The sequence below is a fragment of the Polaribacter sp. Asnod1-A03 genome, assembly GCF_045063585.1.
In the GTDB taxonomy this organism is placed as follows: Bacteria; Bacteroidota; Bacteroidia; order Flavobacteriales; family Flavobacteriaceae; genus Polaribacter.
In genome coordinates this window covers 20390-46905 of record NZ_JBEFOE010000008.1, presented here as the reverse complement: position 1 = coordinate 46905, position 26516 = coordinate 20390, and the positions used below count along the sequence as shown (strand labels likewise).

The 26516-nt window shown below is 32.9% G+C and carries 16 protein-coding genes; all 16 read left to right on the top strand.

All coding sequences use genetic code 11. The features are described from left to right. Window positions 1–16 precede the first annotated feature (16 nt). The 16 genes from ACJJVY_RS00255 to ACJJVY_RS00180 all read left to right on the top strand — a co-directional run bounded on the left by ACJJVY_RS00255 (window position 17) and on the right by ACJJVY_RS00180 (window position 26489). Window positions 17–1186 carry a putative glycoside hydrolase gene (locus ACJJVY_RS00255; protein ID WP_405603952.1) on the top strand — a complete coding sequence of 390 codons (1170 nt, stop codon included), beginning with the start codon at window positions 17–19 and terminating at the stop codon, window positions 1184–1186. Window positions 1187–1223: 37 nt separating this feature from the next. Beyond that, window positions 1224–3875: a glycosyl hydrolase family 95 catalytic domain-containing protein gene (locus ACJJVY_RS00250; RefSeq protein WP_405603950.1), complete on the top strand. Its 2652-nt coding sequence runs from the start codon at window positions 1224–1226 to the stop codon at window positions 3873–3875. A gap of 17 nt (window positions 3876–3892) precedes the next feature. Then, window positions 3893–5011 carry an alpha-L-fucosidase gene (locus tag ACJJVY_RS00245; RefSeq protein ID WP_405603948.1) on the top strand — a complete coding sequence of 373 codons (1119 nt, stop codon included), beginning with the start codon at window positions 3893–3895 and terminating at the stop codon, window positions 5009–5011. 3 nt (window positions 5012–5014) lie between these two features. Further along, window positions 5015–7222 (top strand): right-handed parallel beta-helix repeat-containing protein, encoded by a 2208-nt coding sequence (locus ACJJVY_RS00240; protein ID WP_405603946.1) that lies wholly within the window; start codon window positions 5015–5017, stop codon window positions 7220–7222. A gap of 225 nt (window positions 7223–7447) precedes the next feature. Then, the gene (locus ACJJVY_RS00235) at window positions 7448–9016 is read left to right on the top strand and encodes an arylsulfatase (protein WP_405603944.1); all 1569 of its coding nucleotides are present in this window, start codon (window positions 7448–7450) and stop codon (window positions 9014–9016) included. An 80-nt stretch (window positions 9017–9096) separates the two neighbouring features. After that, window positions 9097–10695, top strand: coding sequence for an alpha-L-fucosidase (locus ACJJVY_RS00230; protein WP_405603942.1), 1599 nt, complete (start codon window positions 9097–9099; stop codon window positions 10693–10695). Window positions 10696–10736: 41 nt separating this feature from the next. After that, window positions 10737–12263 carry an arylsulfatase gene (locus ACJJVY_RS00225; protein ID WP_405603940.1) on the top strand — a complete coding sequence of 509 codons (1527 nt, stop codon included), beginning with the start codon at window positions 10737–10739 and terminating at the stop codon, window positions 12261–12263. 53 nt (window positions 12264–12316) lie between these two features. After that, window positions 12317–13945, top strand: a complete 1629-nt coding sequence (locus ACJJVY_RS00220) for a glycoside hydrolase family 172 protein (RefSeq protein ID WP_405603938.1) — start codon at window positions 12317–12319, stop codon at window positions 13943–13945. A 39-nt stretch (window positions 13946–13984) separates the two neighbouring features. Beyond that, window positions 13985–15469 (top strand): arylsulfatase, encoded by a 1485-nt coding sequence (locus ACJJVY_RS00215; RefSeq protein ID WP_405603936.1) that lies wholly within the window; start codon window positions 13985–13987, stop codon window positions 15467–15469. A 64-nt stretch (window positions 15470–15533) separates the two neighbouring features. Beyond that, window positions 15534–17042 carry a sulfatase-like hydrolase/transferase gene (locus ACJJVY_RS00210; protein ID WP_405603934.1) on the top strand — a complete coding sequence of 503 codons (1509 nt, stop codon included), beginning with the start codon at window positions 15534–15536 and terminating at the stop codon, window positions 17040–17042. A 2-nt stretch (window positions 17043–17044) separates the two neighbouring features. Further along, window positions 17045–19414 carry a PDZ domain-containing protein gene (locus ACJJVY_RS00205; RefSeq protein WP_405603932.1) on the top strand — a complete coding sequence of 790 codons (2370 nt, stop codon included), beginning with the start codon at window positions 17045–17047 and terminating at the stop codon, window positions 19412–19414. A gap of 27 nt (window positions 19415–19441) precedes the next feature. After that, a complete protein-coding gene (locus tag ACJJVY_RS00200) occupies window positions 19442–21067 on the top strand; it encodes a family 43 glycosylhydrolase (RefSeq protein WP_405603930.1) in 1626 nt (541 codons plus the stop codon). Window positions 21068–21075: 8 nt separating this feature from the next. Further along, on the top strand, window positions 21076–22707 hold the full coding sequence (locus ACJJVY_RS00195) for a family 43 glycosylhydrolase (RefSeq protein WP_405603928.1): 1632 nt from the start codon (window positions 21076–21078) through the stop codon (window positions 22705–22707). Between the two features lie 28 nt (window positions 22708–22735). Next, the gene (locus ACJJVY_RS00190; protein ID WP_405603926.1) at window positions 22736–23608 is read left to right on the top strand and encodes a hypothetical protein; all 873 of its coding nucleotides are present in this window, start codon (window positions 22736–22738) and stop codon (window positions 23606–23608) included. A 32-nt stretch (window positions 23609–23640) separates the two neighbouring features. Further along, window positions 23641–24609 carry a Kelch repeat-containing protein gene (locus tag ACJJVY_RS00185; protein ID WP_405603924.1) on the top strand — a complete coding sequence of 323 codons (969 nt, stop codon included), beginning with the start codon at window positions 23641–23643 and terminating at the stop codon, window positions 24607–24609. Window positions 24610–24620: 11 nt separating this feature from the next. Beyond that, complete coding sequence (locus tag ACJJVY_RS00180; RefSeq protein WP_405603922.1) at window positions 24621–26489, top strand: alpha-L-fucosidase; 1869 nt, start codon at window positions 24621–24623, stop codon at window positions 26487–26489. Window positions 26490–26516 lie beyond the last annotated feature (27 nt).

Sequence of the window (26516 nt, the reverse complement as noted above, 5' to 3'; positions counted from 1 at the left end):
TATAATAATAACAAAAATGAAAAAAACTAAAGTTTTAGTAGCCTTGTTATTCTGTGTGATATTCACAGGATTTAACAACGTAGTTTCACAAACAACATACAAGAATAGTGATGGAAGTACATTTGTGCCCAAAGATTTTTATCCAAAATTTAGCTGGGAAACAACGCCACAGTATTTTATGTTTCAGGATAAGAATCGCTTATTAACTCCCAAAGAAGTTGCATTTATTGCTCCAAGAACCGATTTTATTTGTATCGAAAAATCGCATGGAAAAAAACAATTAGGAGCTGCAGAATTAGGAGCAAAGGAAGAAGCAAAAGCGTTTAAAAAGGCAAACCCAGACATAAAAGTATTGTTTTATTTCAATGCAGCTTATGCTTGGACATATACTTCGTATACCAAAAATTTCACCAAGAAAGGTGTTGAGAAACACCCAGAGTTAAAGAAATTTTTGATTACTAATAAAAAAACAGGAAAGTTAGCAGAACATTTTGGAGCATATTGTTATGATTTATTAAACCCTAAGTTCAGAGAATGGTGGGTTGAAACAGTTGCCAAAGGAGTTAGAGAATCTAATTGTGATGGAGTATTTATCGATCAAATGCATGGAAATAGTAGGTTTCGAATAAAAGATAAACCAGCAATTGAAATTGCAATGGGAGAAATGATGGCAGCGCTTAAAGAGAAAATGGGAGCTGATAAAATACTATTGGGTAACAATGCCAATAATAAAGATGCAGGTTATGTGTATCCTGTTTGCGATGCTGTAATGTTTGAAAACTATTCAAAAGCTAGGTATACTAAAGAAAGCTTATTAAATGAGTGGGGAGATATGCTAAAAAATGCCAAAGAAGGAAAAATATCTGTTTTTCGTCTTGGAGTGGATGGAGCAGGAAGAGGAAATATTAAGCCTAATATGCCTGAATTATCTCAAGAAAAATTAGAGTTTGCTCTAGCTTGTTATTTAATTGGAGCGCAACCTTATTCCTATTTTATGTACAGTTGGGGATGGAAATTGAGAACAGGCCCTTTAGTAGATTATCCTGAATTACAAAAACCTCTTGGAGCACCAAAAGGAGAATACAAAAGAATTACACCAGAAGGTTGGGCGTTTACTCGTGAATTTGAACATGCAAGTGTTTGGGTAAATACAGAAAAAAGAGAAGCTAAAATATCTTGGAAGTAAGGTAAATAGATAAGATTAAAAACAAAATAATTAAAAGATGAAGATAAAAAATAATATAATATTTTTTGTGCAAAAATTGTTAATAGCGATGATTTTTAGTGCTACTTTTTTTGGGTTTTCTCAACAGAATAAAACACTAAGACTTTGGTATGATGAACCTACTCCAAATACTGACAAAGGTTGGGTAAATCGTTCTATTCCAATGGGAAATGGGTATATGGGGGTTAATGTATTTGGTGGTACAACTTCAGAACGAATCCAAATTACTGAAAATAGTTTATATGATTGGGGTAAAGACCGTGGATTGAAGCGAAGAGGAGTAAATAACTTTGCAGAAGTATTCATTGATTTTGATCATAAAAATGTCAAAGATTATAAACACGAATTGAACCTAAATAAAGGCATCTCGTCTTTGGAATATGAAAATGATGGTGTAAAGTACTCTAGAGAATATTTTACCAGTTATCCAGATAAGGTAATGGCAATCCGTTTGAGTGCATCAAAAAAAGGAAAACTGTCATTTACATTACGTCCTACCATTCCATTTGTGGGAGAAGGAAAATCAGGATCTGTATCTGCAAAGGGAGATGTTATTACTCTTTCCGGTATAATGAATTACTACAAAATTAAGTTTGAAGGGCAATTTAAGGTCATTCCTGAAGGAGGAAAAATGAAGACTAACAAAAATGGGACCATCAAAATATCTGATGCAAATAGTGCTGTTATTTTAATTGCAATCGGCACCAATTATAAGTTAGATTCTCAAGTTTTTTTAACAGAAAATCCAACAAAAAAACTAGATGGATTTCCAGATCCTCATATTAAAGTAACTCAATATCTGAAAGATGCAGCTGCAAAATCTCATAAAGAATTGTTGGCAAACCATCAAGCAGATTACTTAGAACTTTATGATAGAGTTAATTTTAATATTGGAGCTATTGAACCAGATATGCCTACTAATGAATTAATTGATAAATATCCTAATCATGGTACAAATAAATATCTTGAAGAGCTTGCTTTCCAATTTGGACGTTATATGCTGATTTGTTCTTCTAGAAAAGGAACACTTCCACCACATCTTCAAGGAATTTGGAATGTTTACCAAAGGCCACCTTGGTCATCTCAGTATTTACACGATACCAATGTACAAATGGCTTACGCACCTGTTTTTTCTACCAACTTGTCTGAGTTGTTTGAATCTTATGTAGATTATTTTAAGGTTTTTGAACCACGTCAACGTTTATATGCAACAGAATACATTAAACAATATAATAGTTCTCAGTTAGATCCTAATGGAGATAATGGTTGGTCTGGTCCATTTTGGAGTAATCCTTATGATGTTCCTAGTAAAACTAAAATTGCTGGATTTGGTACAGGTTCTTGGATTGGTTTAATGTTTTGGGATTATTATGATTATATACGTGATGATTCTGTATTAGCAGATAAAGTGTACCCAGTAATTTACGAACAAGCAAATTTTGTATCTAGATTCGTAACAGAAACAGATGGATTTTTATTAGCCAATCCTTCTTCTAGTCCAGAGCAAAAGTTAAGAAACACAATTGGTACTACATTTGACCAACAAATGTTTTATGAGAACCATCATAATGTAATTAAAAGTGCAGAAATTTTAGGAAAATCGGATGTTCGTTTATCTACTTTTGAAAAACAACTTCCTTTATTAGATCCTATTCAGGTGGGTAAATCTGGACAAATTAAAGAGTTCCGTCAAGAGCAACATTTTAATGAGTTTGGTGATCCTAAAATTAATAAGATTATTGATGTTAATCACAGACATGCTTCTATGTTATTAGGTTTGTATCCAGGAATATTAATCACCGATAAAACACCAGCTTGGTTAGATGCAGCAGAAGTTAGTTTGATAAAACGTGATCATAAAACCAATATTGGTTGGGCACGTGCAGAAAGAATAGCAATGTGGGCAAGAGTACACAATGGAGAAGAAGCGTATTTATATTACAAAGAATTATTAAGTGAAAACTATATGCATAACTTGTTTAATGATCACAGAGGAGGTCAATTATTTCAAGCTGATGCAAATTATGGTGCAACATCAGGAGTATCTGAGATGTTATTACAGTGTCAAGATTATGTGGTTTCACCATTAACAGCTTTACCAAAAGAATGGTCAGAAGGTAGTTTTAACGGTCTGTTGGCACGTGGTAATTTTGAAGTTTCTGCAGCGTGGTCAAAAGGTCAAGCTAAGAAGTTTGAAGTATTGTCTAAATCAGGAGGAACCTTAGAGTTTAGATATCCAAATGTTGCAAAAGCAACTATTAAAACATCAAAAGGTAAAGCTGTGAAATTTGTTGCTAAGGATAATGATTTAATTATGATTAAAACAGAAGTAGGGCAAACTTATGTTATCAATGCTATTCCAGAATTTACTTCTATGGATGCACCTTCGAATTTGAAGATTGATAATAAAGATAATGAAATTAAACTTTTTTGGAATAAAAGTAAGGATGCTGTTTCGTACAATCTTTATAGCGCTGTCGGCAACTCACCAACTTATGAGTTGGTCACTTCTAAAATTACAAATACTGATTTTGTTTATAAACTTTCTGACCCGAAAAAGTTCAGTCAGATGACACTCAAGGTTACAGCAGTAAGAGCAGATGGACGTGAAAGTGATAAAGGCGCAACTGCAATTTTGCTATTACCTTAAAATTTAAATTATAGCATATGAAAATATTAAAAAATATTAGCTGGTCGTTTATTGGTGTATTCATTATCTTTTTGAGTATTACTAGTTGCAAAAAACAAATTGAGGTACCATCCTATTTAAAAGGATATGAAGATGCCTATGCAAAAAATCCACGAGATGCTGCTTTGCAATGGTTTGAAGAAGCAAAGTTTGGTATGTTCATTCACTATGGATTATTTAGTTTAACGGAAGGATATTGGGGAGAAATACATTCAAAACCAGCGGAATGGGTGCAATTACGTGCAAAAGTTAGACCTGATGAATATGCAAAATTAACAGATAAATTTACTGCGGAAAATTTTGATGCAGATTTAATCACAGATTTGGCTGTAGAAGCTGGTATGAAATACATCAATATTACTACCAGACATCATGATGGTTTTAGTTTGTTCGATACAGAATTTAGCGATTTTAAAAGTACAAATAGTGCTGCAAAACGCGATTTGGTAGCTGAATTAGCAGAACAGTGTCATAAAAAAGGTTTAGGCTTATTTTTCTATTATTCTCATGGGCGAGATTGGAAACATCCACATTCGCCTAATAGAGAAGACTGGGGTGGAAATCCAAAGCCAGATTATAATCCTAAAGAAGAGTCATATAAATATGGTGAAGAACAAAACTTGCAGTTATATGTAGATTTTATGAAGAATCAAATGACAGAGTTGTTAACCAAATATGGACCTATTGCAGGAATTTGGTTAGATGGTAGAGCAGTGCCTAATTCTACACCAGAAAAAATTGATGAGTTGAAAATACAAGAGTTATACGATCATATACATTCACTTCAACCGCAGGTACTTGTTTCTTACAAGCAAGGCGTACTTGGAACAGAAGATTTTAAAGCACCAGAGCGTCATTTTACAGGAGAATCTGATGTGCCTTTAGAAATTTGTAACACCATGCAACCTTATGCTTGGGGATATGATAGAGATAACGATGTAGGACACAAAACAGCAGAAGAAGTGATGGAAATGTTATCACACACAAAAAAAATGAATGCTAATTTATTATTAAATATTGGGCCATTGCCAGATGGAACTGTTTTTCCAGATGACATTAAAACGTTAAAAGAAGTTGGAAAACGCTTAAAGAAATAAACGATGAAAACGATTTTAATCCAATTTAAGTGGATGCTTTTTTCACTTTGTATAATCCTTTTAACAGGATGTAACAATTCGAGTGAAAAGATAGAATTATACGTCTCCATTTCAGGTGATGATAAAGCATCTGGAACCACTGTTGCTCCTTTAGCAAGTATTCCAAAGGCTCTTGAAATCGTTAGAGAATTTCGTGATAATGGAAATTCAAAACCAGCTTTTATCTATTTAAGTGGCGGACGTCATCAATTAAATAAAACACTTGTTTTAGTTATAGAAGACGGAAATCAGAAATCAAATTCAGTATCAACACAGTTAACTTTTGCTGCATACCCTAACGAAAACCCTATTGTGAGTGCAGGAGTTTCCGTAAATGATTGGAAATTATTACAATCGCATTCTGAATTACCAGAAGTAGCAAAAGGAAAAGTATGGGTGGCAGATATTCCAGAAGGTATAGATAAATTTTACACATTGTATGATGAAAACGGACGCTTAAATCGTGCCAGAGCAGAAGGTTTTATACCCACTAAAATGGGTGATAAAAAAACAGTTCACTTTCCAAAAGGAAAAATAAAGAACTGGGAGAATCTTAAAGATGTTGAATTAAATATAAGACCTACTCGTGCTTGGATGATTAATATGTTGCCGTTAGAATCAGTAGATGAAGAAAAATTAGTAGCAAAAACAAAAGTATCATCAACGTATACTATGGGAGAATTAGCACATTGGGTACATAAAAAAGATGGCAATTCAGCTTGGATTGAAAATACACTTGAATCCCTAGATACACCAGGAGAATGGGTAGTAAATACTGAAACACGAAAAATTTACCTATGGCCAGTCAATACAACAGATAATGGTTCTCCAAAAGGAATTTTGGCACCAACAACAAGTGAACTAATTCGCGTAGAAGGAAATATCGATTATAAAGGCACTAAAGACCAACCTGTAAAAGGTATTTCATTCTCAGGGATTACATTTTCTCATGCAGATAGAAGAGCTTGGGTAGATGATAAAGATCAATTGGGTTGGGGTATGCAACATGATTGGGATATGTTTGATAGACCTACAGCAGCATTACGTTTTAGAGGAGCAGAAAATTGTGAAGTCATCAATTGTAAGTTCTTGAATTCTGGTGGATCTGGTGTTCGTTTTGATTTACATGCTCAGAAGAATAAGGTTGAAAATTGCGAGTTTGCTCATCTAGGAGAAGCAGGAATTTTATTGGCAGGTTATGGTCCTGGAACTAAAGATGTCAATCATCATAATAAAATTATCAATAATCATATTCATCACTTTAGTGAAATAACTTGGCATTCTCCAGGTATTTGGGCGTGGCAAAGTGGTTACAATCAAATTGCACACAATTATATACATCATAGTGGTTATGCAGGAATTTTAATTACCAATCGTATTGAGCCAGATAGAAGATTAAATGGTGAGGGAGGTAGAACAGTAAGACATCATGAAATTCCTGATGAGGTTATTAAAAACACAAAAGAGAACTACGAAAACTGGAAAGTCCGTGAAAAATTTAATCACTCAAGACACAACATTGTAGAGTATAATGAAATTACACATGCAGTACAATTATTGTCTGATGGTAACTGTATTTATGTTTCTGGTGCCGGAACAGGCAATATTGTTCGTTATAACTATTTACATGACAATTTAGAACATTCAATGCCGGCACCTATTCGTTGTGATGATGATCAACATGAAACCTTGATTTTCGGAAATGTACTTTATAATAATTACGCTTTTAGTGCGGGAATTGCTTCTAAAGGAGTCAATGATATCATCAACAATATTATTGTAGCGCCAAGAGTAGCACCACGATTTGGATATATCAGTTTTGAATGGGTTCCTGTAACCGGATCAAAAGCACATAAAAATATTATTATTTCTCATCCTGATGGAGGAAATGCTTATGCAGAAAGACCTCGTAAAGACCAAGTAAAAAACCTTCCAAATTTAGAGCAAACTGATATGGATGGAAATTTGTATTATCATCCTAAAAATCCAAATTGGATGACTTCACATTTTAAAAGAATTCGTTCAAAGGGAAAAGAGAAAATGAGTCAATTTGGAGACCCGATGTTTATCGATATAGAAAATGGAAATTTTGGGTTTAAAGAAGGTAGTCCAGCTTTAAAACTAGGTATAGAACCATTAGATGTAAGCAAGATGGGAATGATAAAAAACTAAATTAAATTTTTTCTGGCTTTTCTTGATTAAACTGTAAGATAGCACAATTGAGGTCATAAGAATTCAAATATGGTAGTTTTTAGCAAATTAATAGTTGTTAAGAGCAAGTATGTTAAGATATTTAAGAGCAAATTTGTAATAAATAGAAATTCTTAATCAGGAGTAAAAAAAGCTATAAGTATTCAAAATATAGTATTGCATTACTCCTTAAAATGTACTTACAAAATGAAACAAAAACTATTAGTTGTCTTCACGTTATTTTTAATTTATTCAGTTAGTGGTCAAAATAAATTTCAGAACAAAAAACCTAATATCATTTACATATTAGCAGATGATTTAGGAATAGGAGATTTAAGTGTTTATAATGAAAAAAGTAAAATACATACCCCACATTTAGACCAGTTAGCTGATGATGGAATGCGATTTACAGATGCACATACTTCATCTTCAGTTTGTACACCAACCAGATATGGTATCTTAACAGGAAGATACAATTGGAGAACACCATTAAAACAATTTGTAACTTGGGGTACTTCACCAATGTTGATAAAAGATGATCGTTTCACTGTAGCCGATTTGTTACAACAAAATGGTTATAAAACTGCAAATATTGGTAAATGGCATTTGGGGTTAAATTGGGATCTAAAAGACACTAGCAAAGAATTAGAACATTACTCTAGTGTTAAAGATAAGTATCCAATGGAACAATTAGATTATACAAAACCCTTAAAAAAAGGAGCTTTAGATTTAGGTTTCGATTATTCTTATTTATTAGCAGCATCACTAAACATGCCTCCTTTTGTGTATGTAGAGAATGATAAAGTGGTGATGCAGCCAACAGGTATTTCTGAACAAAAAAGAAAATCAAATAAATATGCGTATTGGATAAAGGGACCAATTTCTAATGATTTTAAACATGAAGAAGTGTTACCTGTTTTTGTTGATAAAACAGTTTCTTATATAAAAGAAAACGCAAAAGACGATAAACCTTACTTTATCTACTTACCATTACCAGCACCACACAATCCAATTTTACCAACGGCACCTTGGAAAGGAAAAAGTAAAATAAATCCTTACGCAGATTTTGTTTTAATGATTGATGATTTAATGGGGCAAATATTTAAAGCAGTTAAAGAAAGTGGAGAAGAAGACAATACAATTGTAATTTTTACAAGTGATAATGGATGTGCAGCAAATGCCAATTACGGAGTATTAAAAGCGAAAGGACACAATCCAAGTTATATTTATAGTGGAAACAAAGGAAGCTACTTAGAAGGAGGACATCGCGTACCTTTTATCGTAAAATGGCCAGAAAAAATTAAGCCTAATACTATTTCCGATGCAACCATTTGTACCACAGATTTTATGGCAACCACTGCCGATATTGTAAATTATAATTTAAAAGATAATGAAGCAGAAGATAGTTATAGTATGCTGCCTTTGTTGTTGCAAGAAAAAGGATATGAAAGAGAAGCAACTATTCACCATAGCAAAGAAGGTGTTTTTGCTATAAGAAAAGGAGATTGGAAATTAATTGTATCTGCAAACAAAGGGTTAAATGCTATGGGCAGACCGTTAAAGAAATTAAATGACTTGCCAGAAATTATATTGTATAACTTAAAAACAGATGTTAAAGAGCAAATTAATTTAGCAGAAAAACATCCTGAAAAAGTAACTGAACTGAAGCAATTATTAATCAAACAAATTAATGATGGAAGAAGTACTCCAGGAAAATTACAAAAGAATGATGCCATTGATTTTCCATGGGTACAAGCTGCTTTTGCAATAAAATAAATTAAGAGTTTTTATAGATAATTGTTTTTAGAAAGAAAAATATACCCCCTAATTAAACCAATTATAAATCAAACAAAAAAATGTATCTAAGAAAAAAAATAATAATTGGATTACTAGTACAACTTTTAGTCATTCAAGTTAGTTTCTCACAAAAACAAGTGTGGAGTGAAACTGATTCTGAAAAGGTTGAACGGATGGGTTGGTGGTCAGATGCTAAGTTTGGTATGTTTATACATTGGGGTGTTTATTCTGCTTTTGGAGGAGAATGGAATGGTATTGATTATGGTAAAGAAATGGGAGGTGGAAGTGCAGAATGGATCTATCTTTTGGCTGATATTCCTAAAGAAGCTTATGAAAAAAAAGCACAACAATTTAATCCGGTAGATTATAAACCTGCAGAATGGGTAAAATTGGCTAAGGATGCAGGTATGAAATATATGGTGCTAACTACAAAACATCATGATGGTTTTGCTATGTTTAATACAAAAGCATCTGATTGGAATATTGTAAAATCCTCTGCTTATAAAAAAGACTTGCTAAAAGAATATATAGATGAGTGCCATAAACAAGGAATGCGTGTTGGAATTTATTATTCACATGAAAAAGATTGGTATCACTATAAAAAAGTAAGAAGAAACGCTGCTGAAGTTCCAGAAGATTATAAAAAAATAGTAAAAACGCATTTAGAAGAATTGCTCACCAATTATGGTCAAATTGATTTAATTTGGTTTGATATGGGAGTAAAAAGACATGCAGATTTAAATAAGATGTGTTATGATTTGGTTCGAAAATACCAACCAAATTGTATTGTCAGTAGCCGTATAGGAAATAATCTAGGAGATTATGAAAATCTAGGAGATCGTGAGTTAGCATCTCCTGGTTCTGAAGGATATCTTGAATCGATTATGACTTTAAGACATAATTGGGGTTATGATAATAATGATTCAAACTGGAAACCTTCAGAAGAGGTAATTGCAATGTTGTCTAAATGTGCTTGCAGAAATTCAAACTTTTTATTAAACATTGGTCCAGGACCTGATGGTTGTTTTACTCCAGAAGAAACTGTTCGTTTAAAAGATATTGCAAAATGGACAAAAGCTAATGGAGCATCTATTTATGAAACCAAAGGTTCTCCTTTTAAGGGTGAATATAAATGGGGTTCTATAACTACTCAGGAGAAAAAAGTTTATTTACATCTTTTTGGTGATGAAAATAAAACTATCAATATAGATGGTATAAAGACACAAGTAAATAAGGCCTACGTTTTAGGCAATAATACACCTGTGCTTTTTACTCAAAATACAAACAAAGCAACTATAATAGCAACTATTCCAAGGGAAATATTTAATCAAACATTACCTGTAATTGTATTAGAGTTGGCTAGTGAATTAGAAGTAGATATAGAAAAAGGACCAACATGGATTCCTCCAAGTATACATCACACAAAACGTAAAGAAACTTCAGGAATATTACTTGAATCTGATGGCATTAATTTTGTGTTGAATGATCAAAAAAAGCAGCATTCATTTAGTATAAATGAACAAATACAATATCGTATCAATGATAAAGGAAGTATTCAGATAGTTCCCGATTTCAAATTGATAAAAGATAACAAATATAAAGTTGTATGTACTACAGGAAAAAATCCTGTTGTTGAGATTATTACATTAATGAAATAGTCTTAATAGAAGAGATGTTTTATAAAAAAAATATATACTAAATGAAAAATATTGTTAGACTTTTCGCCATCTTAATTTTGACTCAGTCATCTTTTGCTTTTCAAAATAAGCAGAAACTTCCAAACATTGTTTTAATTAATGCAGATGATTTAGGTTATGGCGATTTGAGTTGTTATGGAGCAACAAAACTTCAAACACCGAATATCGATAAATTAGCTAAAGAAGGACGAATGTTTACGGATGCACATTCGGCTTCTGCTGTTTGTACTCCATCACGATATGCGCTACTTACTGGAGAGTACCCTATTAGATACGGAAATTTAAACAGACCTATTTTTCTTAAAGACAAATTAGTAATTGATACCCAAAAAGAAACCATAGCATCAGTATTAAAAAAAGCAGGTTATGCAACAGCTTGTGTTGGAAAATGGCATTTAGGCTTTGGTACAAAAAAACCTGTTGATTGGAACAAGCCTTTAACTCCTGGACCAAATGAACTTGGTTTTGATTATTACTATGGTGTTCCTGTCGTAAATAGTCACCCTCCTTTTGTATATGTAGAGAACCATAATGTGGTTGGACTAACGGAAGATGATCCATTTATTTATGGACAAAAGGCAAAAACAAAAGAAGTTTTTGAAAAAATGAATTTGGATCATATTGGAGGAGCTGATAAAGCACATGCATTATATGTTGATGAACAAGTAGGAACTCATTTAAAAGAGAAAGCAATTGGTTGGATGAAAGCACAAAAAGAAAAGCCTTTCTTTCTGTATTTTGCCACAACAAATATTCACCACCCTTTTACACCTGCGCCACAATTTAAAGGAACCAGTGAATCTGGCTTGTATGGTGATTTTGTTCATGAATTAGACTGGATTGTTGGAGAGGTTATGAAAACCTTGAAAGAAATGGGAGAGGCAGATAATACATTGGTCATATTTACAAGTGACAATGGAGGGATGTTTAATGCCACTGGACAAAAAGCATGGAAAGATGGCCACAAATTAAATGGTGATTTACTAGGTTTTAAGTTTGATGCTTGGGAAGGCGGTCATCGTATTCCATTTATAGCTCATTGGCCTAATAAAATAAAACCTGGAGAGGTGTCTGATCAATTGATTTGTAACGTGGATATGCTAGCAACATTCGCAGCACTTACAGAACAGAAATTGGAGCAAGGACAAGGACAGGATAGTAAAAACATATTAGGAGCAATTACTGGAAAAACTAATAAACAGATAAGAGACGAAGTGCTTTTAGCGCCTAAAAGAAATTCTCATTTGGCTATTCGTAAAGGAAATTGGTTATATATAGGAGCTCAAGGCGGAGGAGGTTTTGGATCTAGAAAACAGGGACATCATGCTTTTGGAGGACCTGCTGCCATATCTTTTGCAGGAGAAGTTAATAGTGATATTAAGGATGGTAAAATAAAAGCAGATGCACAACCTGCACAGCTGTACAATTTGAAAACGGATTTGTATCAAACAAAAAATTTGTATAGTCTATATCCTGAAAAAGTAATAGAGATGAAAGCATTACTAAAATCTTATCAAAGTAAAAAGTAAAGAAACCAATTAAATTAGTCTTGCCAATTAAAAATTATTTTAAAAAGTATACAATGAAAAATCTGAAAATAACTAAAATATTAATCTTAAGCCTGCTCTTATCAATAACAACAGCCTCATTTTCTTACTCTCAATCAAAAAAAAATATCAGTTTAGAGACCCTTATTCACGAAATGATAGATCGTGATATAGTAGCAAGTTTTCCACAAAAAGATTTTCGTTTAAAACAAGAGAGCAGTTATAACCGGGCATCTGTGAGTCCAAAAGATTCAGTAGGATGGTTTACGAACAAAGATTTAAACAATAATGATAAAGACCGAAACTTTATTAGAATTGAAGAAAATAATGGACAAAAAGAGTGGGTTTTAATGGATCATCAAGGAGCTGGAGCTATTGTACGTACTTGGATGCCTTTTAGATCTACGAAAAGAGTAAACACCAATAGTATTATTAAGATTTATTTGGATGGAGCTACAGAACCAACACTTCAAGGAAATATGCTTAATCTTTTAAACGGAACAGGTTTGATTCCTTTTCCATTGGCTCATAAATCTTTACGTTCGGCAGTTTCATTTTTTCCAATTCCGTATGCAAAAAGTTGTAAAATTACAGTAACAGAACGACCGTTTTTCTATCAATTTACATATAGAGAATACATAGAAGGAACAAAAGTGAAGACTTTTACATTGGATGATTTCCATAAAGCAAAAAACCAAATAAAACAGGTTTGTGAAACTCTAATAGCTCCAGAAAACACCACTGAAGGAACAACCGTAATGTTAAAAGAAATAGTAAACTCTAAACAGGAAAAATCTATTGTTTTGCCAAAAGGGACTGCAGCAGTTCGTGCACTTTCATTGAAGCTTGGGAGTTCTCAAGATTCATTAATAACACGTTCTATTATTCTTAAAATGGAGTTTGATGGAAAAAAAACAGTTTGGTGTCCTATCGGTGATTTTTTTGGCTCAGGAATTGGTTTAAATCCATTCCAAGGATGGTATAGAACTGTTTCAGAAGACGGAACTATGTCTTGTCGTTGGGTAATGCCTTATCAAAAATCTGCTAAAATATCGGTACTCAACTTAAGTAAAGAACCTATTGATGTTGAGTTGAATACTGTTACTGGAGATTGGAAATGGGATAAAAATAGTATGTATTTTAATGCCGCTTGGAGAGGGCAAAATCCTGTTCCTACACGTCCTTTTTCTGATTGGAATTATGTAACCCTTAAAGGCCGTGGCGTTTATGTAGGTGATGCTTTAACAATTATGAATCCTGTAGAAAAATGGTGGGGAGAAGGAGATGAAAAAATATGGGTAGATGGAGAAGATTTTCCTTCTATTTTCGGTACTGGAACAGAAGATTATTATGGATACTCTTGGGGAGGTATGAGCACTGATTTCTACGAACATCCTTTTCATGCGCAACCATACAGCCACAAGTATAATAAATTGAATAGAAAAACAATTATAGGAGAGCGAAATACCAAAGGATACAGTACAGAAACTCGTACACGTTCCTTAGATGTGATGCCTTTTGGGAGTTCCCTTCAATTAGATATGGAAGTTTGGAGTTGGAATGATTGTGATATGGCTTATGGAGTAGGTGTTTATTGGTATGGTGATGCTACAACTACTTCAAATCGTGTTCCAGATCCAAAAGGCGCATTGTCTGCGCATTAAAAATGTTTTAAAATTTAATTAAACAAAGAAAATATAAAAATGAAATCACTAAAATTTATTCAAATTGGATTACTGATCTTATTTGCTAATTGCTCAGTAATAAGTCAAAATAAATCTATTAAAAACACCAAGCCCAACATTATTTTGGTAATGACAGATGACCAAGGAATGGGAGATTTGGCTTGTATGGGAAATCAAGTATTAAAAACACCTAATATTGATGCTTTTTATGAAAAATCAACACGTTTTACGGATTTTCAAGTAAGTCCAACTTGTGCGCCAACAAGAGCTGCAATTATGAGTGGAAATCGTCCTTTTGAAGTTGGAGTAACTCATACAATTTTACAGCGAGAAAGAATGTCTCAGGAGGTGTTTACAATGCCACAAGCTCTACAATCAGCAGGATACAAAACAGGACTTTTTGGGAAATGGCATTTAGGAGATGAGGAAGAATATTTACCAACTAATAGAGGTTTTGACGAAGTATTGATGCATGGTGGTGGTGGAATAGGGCAAACTAGATATGGTGATTTTCCGGCTAATGCAGAAAACTTATATTTCGATAATGTTTTACTTCATAATGATACTATTGTAAAAACGAAAGGTTTTTGTACAGATGTTTTTTTTGATGCAGCTTTAGCATGGATAAAAGAAAAAAACGATTCTGATGAACCTTACTTTGCGTATGTAGCTTTAAATGCACCACATGCACCGTTGGTAGCGCCAGAAAAATATAAAAAACGTTTTTTAGATTTGGGATATGATAAAGGTACAGCAGGTCGTTATGGAATGATTGAAAACATCGATGATAATTTTGGAGCTATGATGCAAAAATTAGAATCTTGGAATGCTCTAGAAAACACACTCGTTATTTTTATGACAGATAATGGAGCCACTCATTTAAAAGGTAGCCTAAATGGTAAAAAAGTATCACATTTTAATGCCAATTTAAGAGGAGGGAAAAACTCACCTTTTGAAGGTGGTACACATGTACCTGCTTTTTGGTATTGGAAAGGTAAATTAGGTACAGGAGTTGATATAGATAAATTGGTTTCTCATATCGATTTATATAAAACATTCAGTGAAATTGCTGGTGTTACTTTGCCAAAAAAAATGCAAGAACTTAGTGGTCGCTCTTTGGTGCCTCTTCTAAAAAATCCGAACGCAGAATGGTCAGATAGAGAGTTGTTTGTACACTGTGGTCGTTGGAAAGATGGTCAAAGAGAGGAATCAAAATTTGCGAAATCAGCAGTACGCACACAACAATGGCGTTTTGATAATAACAAAGAACTTTTTGATATTTCTGTAGATCCTTCAGAAAAGAATAACGTAGCAGCAGAACATCCAGAGGTAATTGCAGAATTGCAAAAGTCTTTCGATCAATGGTGGGAATATGCAAAACCATTAATGGTAAATGAAGGTTTACCTAAAGTAGCTCCAGAAGATCAACCTTTTGCAAAGCGCTATAATAAACAACTAAAGGAATTTGGTATTCCTGAATGGGCACCAAAAAAAGTTGAATAAAACTTTTACAATGAAATTTGTAACCTTAGTAATTTAACAATATTATAAATGTAAGACTTTTAAAATGAAACAGTTTGTATTCGTATTTTATCTATTATTTAGTTTGGTAGGTTTTGCCCAACAACCAAATATTATTTTTTTGATGACAGATGACCAACGTTGGGATAATTTTGGAAGTTATGGAAGACTAGAATTTAAAACTTTAAACATAGATAAATTAGCTGAGGAAGGAGTTGTTTTTGATAGAGCCTATTATCCTGTTGCAATTTGTATGCCTAGTAGAGCTACTATAATGTCAGGTCGTTATTTGTCTAATCATAGAGTGGGCTTTTCTTATCCAAATAATCTTACTTTTTCAAAGACAGATTTTAAAGATTCATATCCGGCTAGACTAAAAAAATCAGGTTATCGTACAGGGTTTGTAGGTAAGTTTGGTTTCCCCGTTACTGAAAAAGCTTACCATGCGGAAGGTGGAGTTTCTGGTTATGATTTGCAAGAAAATCTAGGAGAATACTTTGATTTTTTTGTGGGTAATGGAGTCCATTTTAGAGGAGCTTTTAAAATGTGGCCAGAAGATTCAACCTTAAAGAAAATTTATGACAAGGATAGACCTCTAAATGAAAGGACGTTAAAAACTGGAGATGCGATGATTCATTTTTTAGATACGCAACCAAAAGATGAACCTTTTTGTTTGTCAGTTAGTTTTTATGCAGTAAAAAACGACAAAGATAGAGACATGTATCCTCCTCATGTAAAGGTATTTGAGAACCAGAATTTTAGTGTTCCAGAAAATTGGGTTGAAGGGAAAAACACGAAACTACCTAAATTGTTAGACAATTGGAGAGGTGTTCCACTTCATAAAAAACGAACATCTACACCCGAATTATATCAAAAATTAGTAAGAAGATTTGCCACACAAGGGTATACAGTAGATCAGCAAGTAGGAAGGTTGGTTGAAAAATTAAAAGAAATGGGGATTCTTAATAATACCATAATTATTTATACCAGTGATAATGGACGTTTTCATGGTTCTCAAGGATTATATGATAAGGCTATTCTTTATGAAGAATCTATAAAAGCCCCATTAATAGTTTTTGATGGTCGTAAAGCCAAAGAAAAAAGAGGGTATCGAGAAGCTGCATTTGTGTCTTCTGTAGACATAGCACCTACTATATTGTCTTTTGCAGGTATAGAAACACCTGATAAGATGCAAGGAAAAAGTTTTACAGGTATCTTAGATAAAACTCAAAATATGGAGAATTGGCAGAAATCCGTCTATTCAGAAAGTCTTTTTATAACCAATTTACATTCTAAAAGAAAATATCCAGATTTTGAAATAGCAAATCAAGAGATCATTAAAGCCAATAAATCTTATAGATCAAGAGGTGTTAGGAATGATAAATATAAATACATCATTTATTATGAACATACTCCTGTAATTGAAGAATTATATGATTTAGAAAATGACCCTCATGAAATGAATAATTTAGTAAATGATAAAAAGTATACTAAAGTAGTAACGAAGCTTAGAAAAGAAACGAAAAACACATATCAAAGAATTCAACAAAATTAATTATGAAAAAATATATATTGAACTTTTTTTACATTTTAATAGGTTTTTTTATAACATCAACCTACGCTTTAGATATTTATGTGAGTCCAAATGGTTCAGATAAAAACAGTGGAGATGTAAATAATCCTTTAGCAACATTTGCAGCAGCACAGCAAAAAGCAAGAGCATTTGCAGGCAAAGAAGCAGTGACCATCTATTTTGCTGATGGTGTATATTATTTGCCTAAAACAATCATTTTTAATCCAAAAGATTCAGGTTCAAAACAATTTCCAATTATTTATCGTGCTAAAAATGAAGGAGCAGCTGTTTTAAGCGGAGGTGTGAAATTAGAACTGAATTGGAAACCCTATCAAAATGGAATTTTCAAAGCAAAAACACCAAAAGGAATCCAAATTGATCAAGTTTTTATTGATGGATTAAATCAACGTATGGCACGTTATCCTAATTATGATGCCAGCAAAAAAACTGCTCCTTATCAAGGTTTTGCTGCTGATGCTTTTTCAAAGGAAAGAGCTGCAGGATGGAAAAATCCTAAAGGAGGTTATATTCATGCAATGCATTCTAAAGAATGGGGAGGTTATCATTATATCATCACAGGTAAAAATAAAGAAGGAGAAGTTACTTATGAAGGAGGTTGGCAGAACAACAGGCAAATGGGGATGCATCCAGAATACAGAATGGTTGAAAATATTTTTGAAGAATTAGATGCTCCTGGAGAATGGTTTCATAATCAAGAAACACAAACCTTGTACTATAAACCAGAAGCAACTATAGATTTAAAAAAAGTAAAAGTAGAGGTGGTTCAATTAAAGCAATTGATAGATTTTCAAGGTTCCATAAAGAACCCTGTAAAACATATTGCTTTACAAGGTTTTGTGATAAAACACGCTGCTAGAACATTTATGGAAACCAAAGAACCTATGGTGCGTTCAGATTGGACCATTTTTAGAGGAGGTGCTTTTATGTTAACGGGAACAGAAAATATAAAAATTTTAGATTGTGAATTTGATCAAGTTGGTGGAAATGCCATTTTTGTAAATAACTACAATAGAAACACTTTAATAAAAGGAAATTACATCCATCATACAGGAGCAAGTGGAATTTGTTTTGTTGGAGATCCAAAAGCTTTACGTGATCCGTTGTTTGAATATGGACAGAAAAATGATATGAATACTGTTGATAAAACTCCCGGTCCTAAAACAGAAAATTATCCTGCATTAGGTACTGTTGAAGATTGTTTAATTCATAATATAGGAACAGTTGAGCGTCAACCAGCAGGAGTACAGATTGAGATGGCGATGGAAATAACCGTTAGAGATTGTTCCATTTACGATTGTGCTCGCTCTGGAATTAATGTTGGTGATGGTGCCTTTGGTGGTCATTTAATCGAACGTTGTGATGTGTTCAACACTGTATTAGAAACACACGATCATGGTTCGTTTAATTCTTGGGGAAGAGACCGTTTTTGGCGCCTTAAAAATGCAGATATGAGTAAATATCCAGAATTACCATTTGCAGATGCCATAAAAACTACTGTAATTCGTAACAGTCGCTGGAGATGCGATCATGGTTGGGATATTGATTTAGATGATGGTTCTACCAATTACGATATTTATAATAATTTGATGTTGTCTGGTGGTTTAAAACTTAGAGAAGGATACAGAAGACGTGCTTGGAATAATATAACTGTAAACAATACTTTTCATCCACATGTATGGTTTGAAAATAGTGGAGATGAGGTTTTTTCTAACATTTTTATGTTTGTATATCAAGGTGTAAAAGTACCAACGGCAAATAATACAGGAAAACGTGTTGATAGTAACCTTATCTTTAATTCAGATTTAACACAAAAATTTGGATGGGATGAAAACTCAATTGTGGCTGACCCTCAATTTATAGACCCTGCCAATGGAGATTTTAGAGTAAAAGAAGGTTCACCTGCTTTTGATATTGGGTTTAAAAACTTTCCAATGGATCAATTTGGAGTAAAAAAACCGAGTCTAAAAGCAATTGCAAGAACTCCAATAATACCTGCTTTAGGGGTTTCAGAAGTACTTAAGAATAAAAGAGCAGCAAAAAAAGGAAGAAAGCTTACTTGGTTAGGAGCCGCTGTTAATGGGTTATCAGGTATGGAATTTTCTGCTTATGGTGTTTCTAAAGAAGATGGAGGTATTGCCTTAATTAAAGTGCCTAAAAAATCTAAAGCAGCTAAAGCTGGATTATTGGACGGAGATTTAATTTTGGCAGTAAATAGCAAAAAATTTATGAATCTAAAACAGTTTTTTCGATTTATGAATAAAATAAAAGGCTCAGAAGTCATTTTAAAAGTAGTTAGAGAACAGAAAGAGATAGAAATGAATATTTCTTTATAAAAAACGCTTTAACTTAAAAAATATATAATGATGAAAATAAAAATAGTAACCTTCTTTTTATTACTTGGGTTGCAAATGAATGCACAAAAACGTCGTTCAAACCCAATTGTAAGCCATATGTTTACTGCAGATGCATCAGCTCATGTTTGGAATGATGGTCGTTTGTACGTGTATCCATCTTCAGATCCAGCTCCTTCAAGAGGCTATAGTACCATGGATGGTTATCATGTTTTCTCTACGGATGATATGATTACTTGGAAAGATCATGGAGAGATACTTCATTCTAGAGATGTAGATTGGGGAATTGAAAAAGGAGGATTTATGTGGGCGCCAGATTGTGTTTTTAAAAATGGTACGTATTATTTTTATTTTCCACATAAAAACAAAAAAGGTGCTTGGGAAATAGGTGTAGCAACTAGCAAAAAACCAGCATCAGATTTTAAACTGCAGGGATATGTAAAAGGCCTGAATAAATTTTGTGATCCAGGTGTTTTTCTAGATGATGATGGGCAAGTTTATATTTATGCGGTAGTAGATACAAAACCTTATGCTGCAAAATTAAAGGAAAATATGATGGAGATTGAAGGAGAAATGACCGAACAAATCGGTGCTACAGGTCATAGAGAAGGTCCTTTTGTTATCAAACGAAAAGGCATGTATTACTTAATATATCCAGATCATTTTCCAAAAACGAATAAAATGGGCTATGCAATGAGCAAAAACCCATTAGGACCTTGGGAGTTTAAGGGAGTATTTTTAGACAATACAGATGTAATTACAATGCATGGTTCTTTGGTTGAGTTTAAAGACCAATGGTATGTGTTTTATCATAATGGAAATTTATCAGGAAGTATAGGTACTAATAGGTCTATATGTTTTGATCCTGTTTATTTTAATGAAGATGGAACTATCCAAATGGTAAAGCAAAGTTTAGGTGTTACATTACCAACTTTTCATCAAGACATCAACTTTAATGAAATGTTTGGAACATTAGATTTTGGTGAATACACAAAATCAGATTTAGAGAAAAATGGAATCCAAATCAACGTAATTTCATCTATTCAAATTCCTAAAGGATATGAAGTTACCTGTTTTGAAAAAGACCATTTTAAAGGAAAATCATGGACGTTTCAAGAAGATAGAATCGATTTAAACGCAATTGGCGCGAACAATCAAATTTCTTCTATAAAAATATCAAAAATAAAAATTGAAAATTTGGTACAGAATCCTTCTTTTGAATTGGCTACTCAAGGTTTGGTAAAACATTGGTTCAATAAAAGACCTAAACCTTATGTTCGATATAGAGATGAAACAGCAAAAGGATATTATTCATTAAAATACGAAGGTAAAGGAACTCCAAAACCTTTAATTCAAAAATTAGAGATTGAACCTAATATTAAATATGAATTAAGTGTTCAGTTAAAAGTAAAATCGGGTACAAAAGGGAAGGTCATTTTTGATACTAATGGAGCTTTTGATAAAACTTGCAAGTTTGAGTTAGATGCTAAAAACAAATCCGAAGAATGGATAACTTTCAAAGCTGAATTCAATAGTGGAAAAACAACCAAATTACAATTACGTTCTATCATTTCTAAAGATTTTGATGGTGTTGGTTATTGGGATAATGTATCACTTATAAAAATTAAAGAATAATTTCTAATATGAAAACAAAAATAATTTTCGTCGCTTTATTGTTGGTTTCTTTCGTAAAGATTGAAGCTCAAGATCGTCGTTCAAATCCTATCGTGAGTCATATGTTTACTGCAGACCCATCTGCACACGTTTGGCAAGATGGTCGTTTGTATGTATATCCATCTTCAGATCCAGCTCCTTCAAAAGGATATAAAACTATGGACGGTTATCACGTATTTTCTACAGATGATATGATTACTTGGAAAGACCATGGTGAAATATTACATTCTAGTCAAGTACCATGGGGAAGAAAAGAAGGCGGATTTATGTGGGCACCTGACGCTGCCTATAAAAACGGAACGTATTACTATTATTTTCCTCATAGATCAGGGCAAGGTAGAGATACTTGGAAAATAGGGGTTGCAACCAGTAAAAGCCCTACTTCTGGTTTTAAAGAACAAGGTTATATTAAAGGTTTAAAGTCGTTAATAGATCCATGTGTTTTTACCGATGATAATGGTCAGTCTTATTTGTTTATTGGTGGTGAAGGAGATCCTACAGGATATAAACTGAAAGATAATATGATGGAGATTGAAGGGAAACCTCATTCAATTAAAGGTTTAGATGGTTTTAGAGAAGGTTTGTGGATGTTTAAACGTAAGGAGAAATATTACATTATTTACCCTGATGATTTTCCAAAACGAAATAAAATGCGATATGCCATCAGTGATAATATTTATGGTCCTTATGAATGTAAAGGTGTATTTGTAGATAGCACAGATATTATTACCATGCATGGTTCTGTTGTCGAGTATAATGACCAATGGTATGTATTTTATCATAATGGAAACTTGTCTGGAGGTATAGCAACCAACCGTTCAGTTTGTTTTGATCTTATTTATTTTAATGAAGATGGCACCATAAATATGGTAAAACAAACATTAGGTGTAGCATTGCCAACTTTTCATAAAGACATCAATTTTAATGAAATGATGGGTGCATTATCAGAAGGAAATTACAATCAGGAAAAATTGAAAAAACAAGGTATTCTACCAAATGAAATATTGTCAATAGAAATTCCAAAAGGATATATAGTTGAAGGTTTTGAAGAAGATAATTTCAAAGGAAAATCTTGGGTTTTGGAAGAAAATAGAATCGATTTAAATGTTATTAAAGCAAATAACAAAATTACATCTATTAAAGTATCAAAATCAAATATTGAAAATTTGGTAGAAAACCCTTCCTTTGAATTGATTACTCAAGGTCAAGTAAAAAACTGGTATAACAGAAATTCTAAAGGATTTTCTCCTTTTAAAGACAACACAGCAAAAGGATATTTTGCACTTCAATACCAAGGAAATGGAAAAATGAAACCTTTAATTCAAAAAGTAGTATTAAAACCAAAGACTAAATATGAATTAAGTATTCAATTGAAAATAAAATCAAGTACAAAAGGAAAAGTCATTTTTGACACGAATGGAAGTTTTGATGCAACTTGTAAATTTGAGTTAGACACTACAAACAAAACAGACAAATGGGTTACCTATAAAGGTACTTTTAATAGTGGTGAAATTACTAATTTACAATTACGTTGTATTACATCTAATGATTTTACGGGAGTTGGTTTTTGGGATAATGTATCTCTAAAAACCGTTGAATAATTTTTTTAAACTATAAAATAATACAATTATGAAATCAAAATTTGTGGCTATAACTATTCTTATTGCTTTAATAAGTTTCAATCATACTTTTTCACAAACGTTTAATAAAAGTACAGATATATTGCTCGCGAATTTTGATTTGAAACCAGATGAAGATGATGTAATGGCAACTGCAGCTTTAGCTTGTATGTTAAAACATCCCGATTTAAAAGGTGTAAATTATTACGCAGTAATTGGTGCTTATGGAGACCAAAAGCACATTTTTATTACAGATGGAATCCCAGATTATTATAATGCTTTGTTTGGTACTGAGAATGATTTTTGGACAAATGCACATGCGTATTGGAATGAATCTGTTGTTAGAGCCAAAAAGAGAGTGCTACCAGTTTTAAAATCAGGTGGAAAAGTTTTTGTACAAGAAGCAGGTCAGTCAAATTTTACTTTTGATGTATTACAAGCTGTACTTAAAGAAGGAATAACATTAGCTACTCTAAAATCCAATGTAATTATTGTACAGCACAGTAAGTATAATGAGAAACAGACCACACCATCAGAATTAATTTGGTTAAAGGAAAATACAATATATAAAAAAATTGAAGATGGTAATACGAGTGATAACGCAACACCAGGATATCGAACTAAGGATGCAAAATGGTTAGAAATTGCAAAATCAGACAAAAATCCAAATAAAGAAGCCCAAAAAATATGGACGCTAGCAGACGAAGTTTGTGATGGATGGGAATCAACTTGGACCAATAGATGGATAGCTGCAGGCGGTATAGATTTTTCTGACTGTGTAGAGAATTGGGAAATATTTCAACTAGGTAATAAAGCTAATGATTTAGACTCATTCTGGAATAGATACGTAACAAATGATGTAAACAAAACGATTAAGAAATAAAGATGATAAAACTATGTAAATCTCTTAGTTTGTTGAAAATAACTTTTCTGCTTTTTATTTCCCAGCAACTTTTTTCTCAATCTTTTGATGGATATGAGTGGAAAACACTAACAACTAAAGGAGAGCCTAAGGAACGTCATGAAGCAGCTTTTATTGAAGCAGATGGCAAATTCTACCTTGTTGGTGGCAGACGAATCCAAGAAGTTTCTATTTTCGATCCCAAAAACAACTCATGGACTAGTGGAGCCAAACCACCAATTGAAATTCATCATTTTCAAGGGTTTTCATATAAAGGAAATATTTATGTTGTGGGTGCTCACGCAGGTCGTAGATATCCGCATGAAAAACCATCAACCCATACGTACATATATCATCCAAAAACAGATACGTGGTCTAAAGGTTTTAATTTACCTGAAGGGAGGTTAAGAGGTTCCACAACTGCAAGTGTGTATAAGAATAAACTGTACATAGCCGGTGGAATATTAGATGGTCATTGGGATGGTCATGTAAAATGGTTTGATTGCTACGATTTTAAAACAGGCAAATGGGAGAAATTACCAGATGCTCCTCGTGCTAGAGACCACGCTACCTCAGTAATTTGTAATAATAAATTATATATGATTGGTGGAAGAATATCTTCTGGAAAGATTAAAAAAGTCTTAGATTTAACCATACCAGAGGTAGATGTGTACGATTTTAAAACAGCTACTTGGAGCACTTTAGAAACACAGGTGCCAACACAACGTGCAGGAGCTACAGCAATATGTGTGGGAAATAAAATTTTGTTTGCAGGTGGTGAAAGTATGTCTCAAGTTTCAGCACATAAGGAAATAGATTGTTTAGATACCGAAACGAATACATGGAGCACATTACCCTCCTTAATTCAAGGTCGTCATGGAACTCAACTTATTTGGGATAAAAAGAAATTGTATATCGCTTCTGGATGTTCAAAAAGAGGAGGTGGATCCGAAATAACAAGTATTGAATGCTTTACCAAATAATTAAAATAAAAATGAAAAATCATAAGAGAAATATAGTTTTCATCTCGGCAGTAACAACCATTTTATTTTTTTATGTGGCTTGTTCAGAACAAGTTTTACCAAAAAATATCCAAGATGCTAATTTTTGGATTGTTCTTAAAAATGATAAGACACAGGCAAATGAAAATTATCTGACTTGGGACTTTGAATTACATAGAGCTGGTAAATATGATGTACAACTAATAAAAAATGGAGATCACACTGATGATTTTTCTGAAATAGAACTTGAATCAGATGGAATAAAAATCAACGAAATGCCAAATAAAATTTTTGTCATCGATGATGCTAAAGGTCAAAAGCAAACCGTTTATCAGTTTAATAAGACCATACTATTTAAAGAATCAGGATTAAAATCATTTAAAATTAATAACCCACAAGGAATTGACCAAGTTCGTATTATGCCTAATTATAGAGGTAAATTAGGTTTTGGCACGGATAAATATAAAACTGAATGGGAAGTAATGCATAACGCTCCTGAGAAGCAAGCAGCACTTTCTTGGTTCAAAGATGCAAAATATGGGATGTTTATTCATTGGGGATTATATTCACAAGCAGGAGGTATTTGGGAAGGCGAACGTATGGAAGAGTCCAAAAATATCGGGCCAAAGGTTTCAGAATGGCTAATGTTTAAATTTCAAATCCCAAGAAATGAATACGCAGAACTTGCCAAAACATTCAATCCTGATAAATCTTTTGCAAAAAATATCGCAAAACTTGCCAAAGATGCTGGAATGAAATATATGGTAATAACTTCAAAACATCATGATGGTTTTGCGTTGTTCGATTCTAAATCTTCAGAATTTGATATGGTAGATGCAACACCATATAAAGCAGATGCTATTAAAGAATTATATGATGCCTGTTTGGAAGAAGGTATAGGTTTTGGCGTGTATTATTCGCATGGAAATGACTGGTTTAATGGTACTGATGGTAATTTTGCCAACGTAAAAAAAGTGAATGATTCTCTAGGAGTTCTTTCTCATCCTTTAGGGAAAAATCAATGGGATCCAAGTCCAAACACACATGCAGAATATGTAGAAAACAAAGCCATAGCTCAAGTAAAAGAGCTTCTACAAGCAATGCCAGAATTACGTTTAATTTGGTTTGATGGTGATGGGTATATTACCGAAGATCAATCTTTTCAGTTTTATAAAACAGTTTTTGACATCAACCCAAATGTGATAGTAAATAGAAGAGTAGGTTACGATTTTGGTGATTATTTAGATGCAGGAGATAATGTAATTCCATCTGCTGATACCAAGTTAACAAAGCATTGGGAAACCTGTGGTACGACCAATAATTCTTGGGCTTATAAATCGTATGATAAAGATTTTAAAAGCATTCAAGAAATGTTGTATTACTTAGTAGATATTTCATCAAAAGGAGGGAATTATTTGTTAAATATAGGACCTGATGGTAAAGGTCATGTTCCAGAACAAAGTGCAAACGGACTTCGAGAAATAGGAAAATGGTTAAAAATAAACGGTGATGCTATTTATGGTACTTCTAGCTGGAAGATAATAAAAGAAGGAGAAGATGGAACTTTATTAAGTGGTACAGAACATCGCGCAAAAAAAGGCTTTACAAGTTCTTTTTCTGCCAACGATTTTTGGTTTACAGCTAAAGAGAATAAAGTGTATGCAATTTCTTTGGCAACTCCAGAACAATCAATCAGAGTAAAATCATTAAAAACTAGTAATGGAGAGATTGAAAGTGTAAAAGTTTTAGGGCATAAAGAAAAGATAACTTGGCAACAAACAGAAGATTATTTGAAAGTGGATTTAGCAGGAGTCAATATTCGAAATAATGGTTACGTCTTAGAAGTAACAATTAAAAATTAATAATGAAATCAAAAATTTAAAACATAT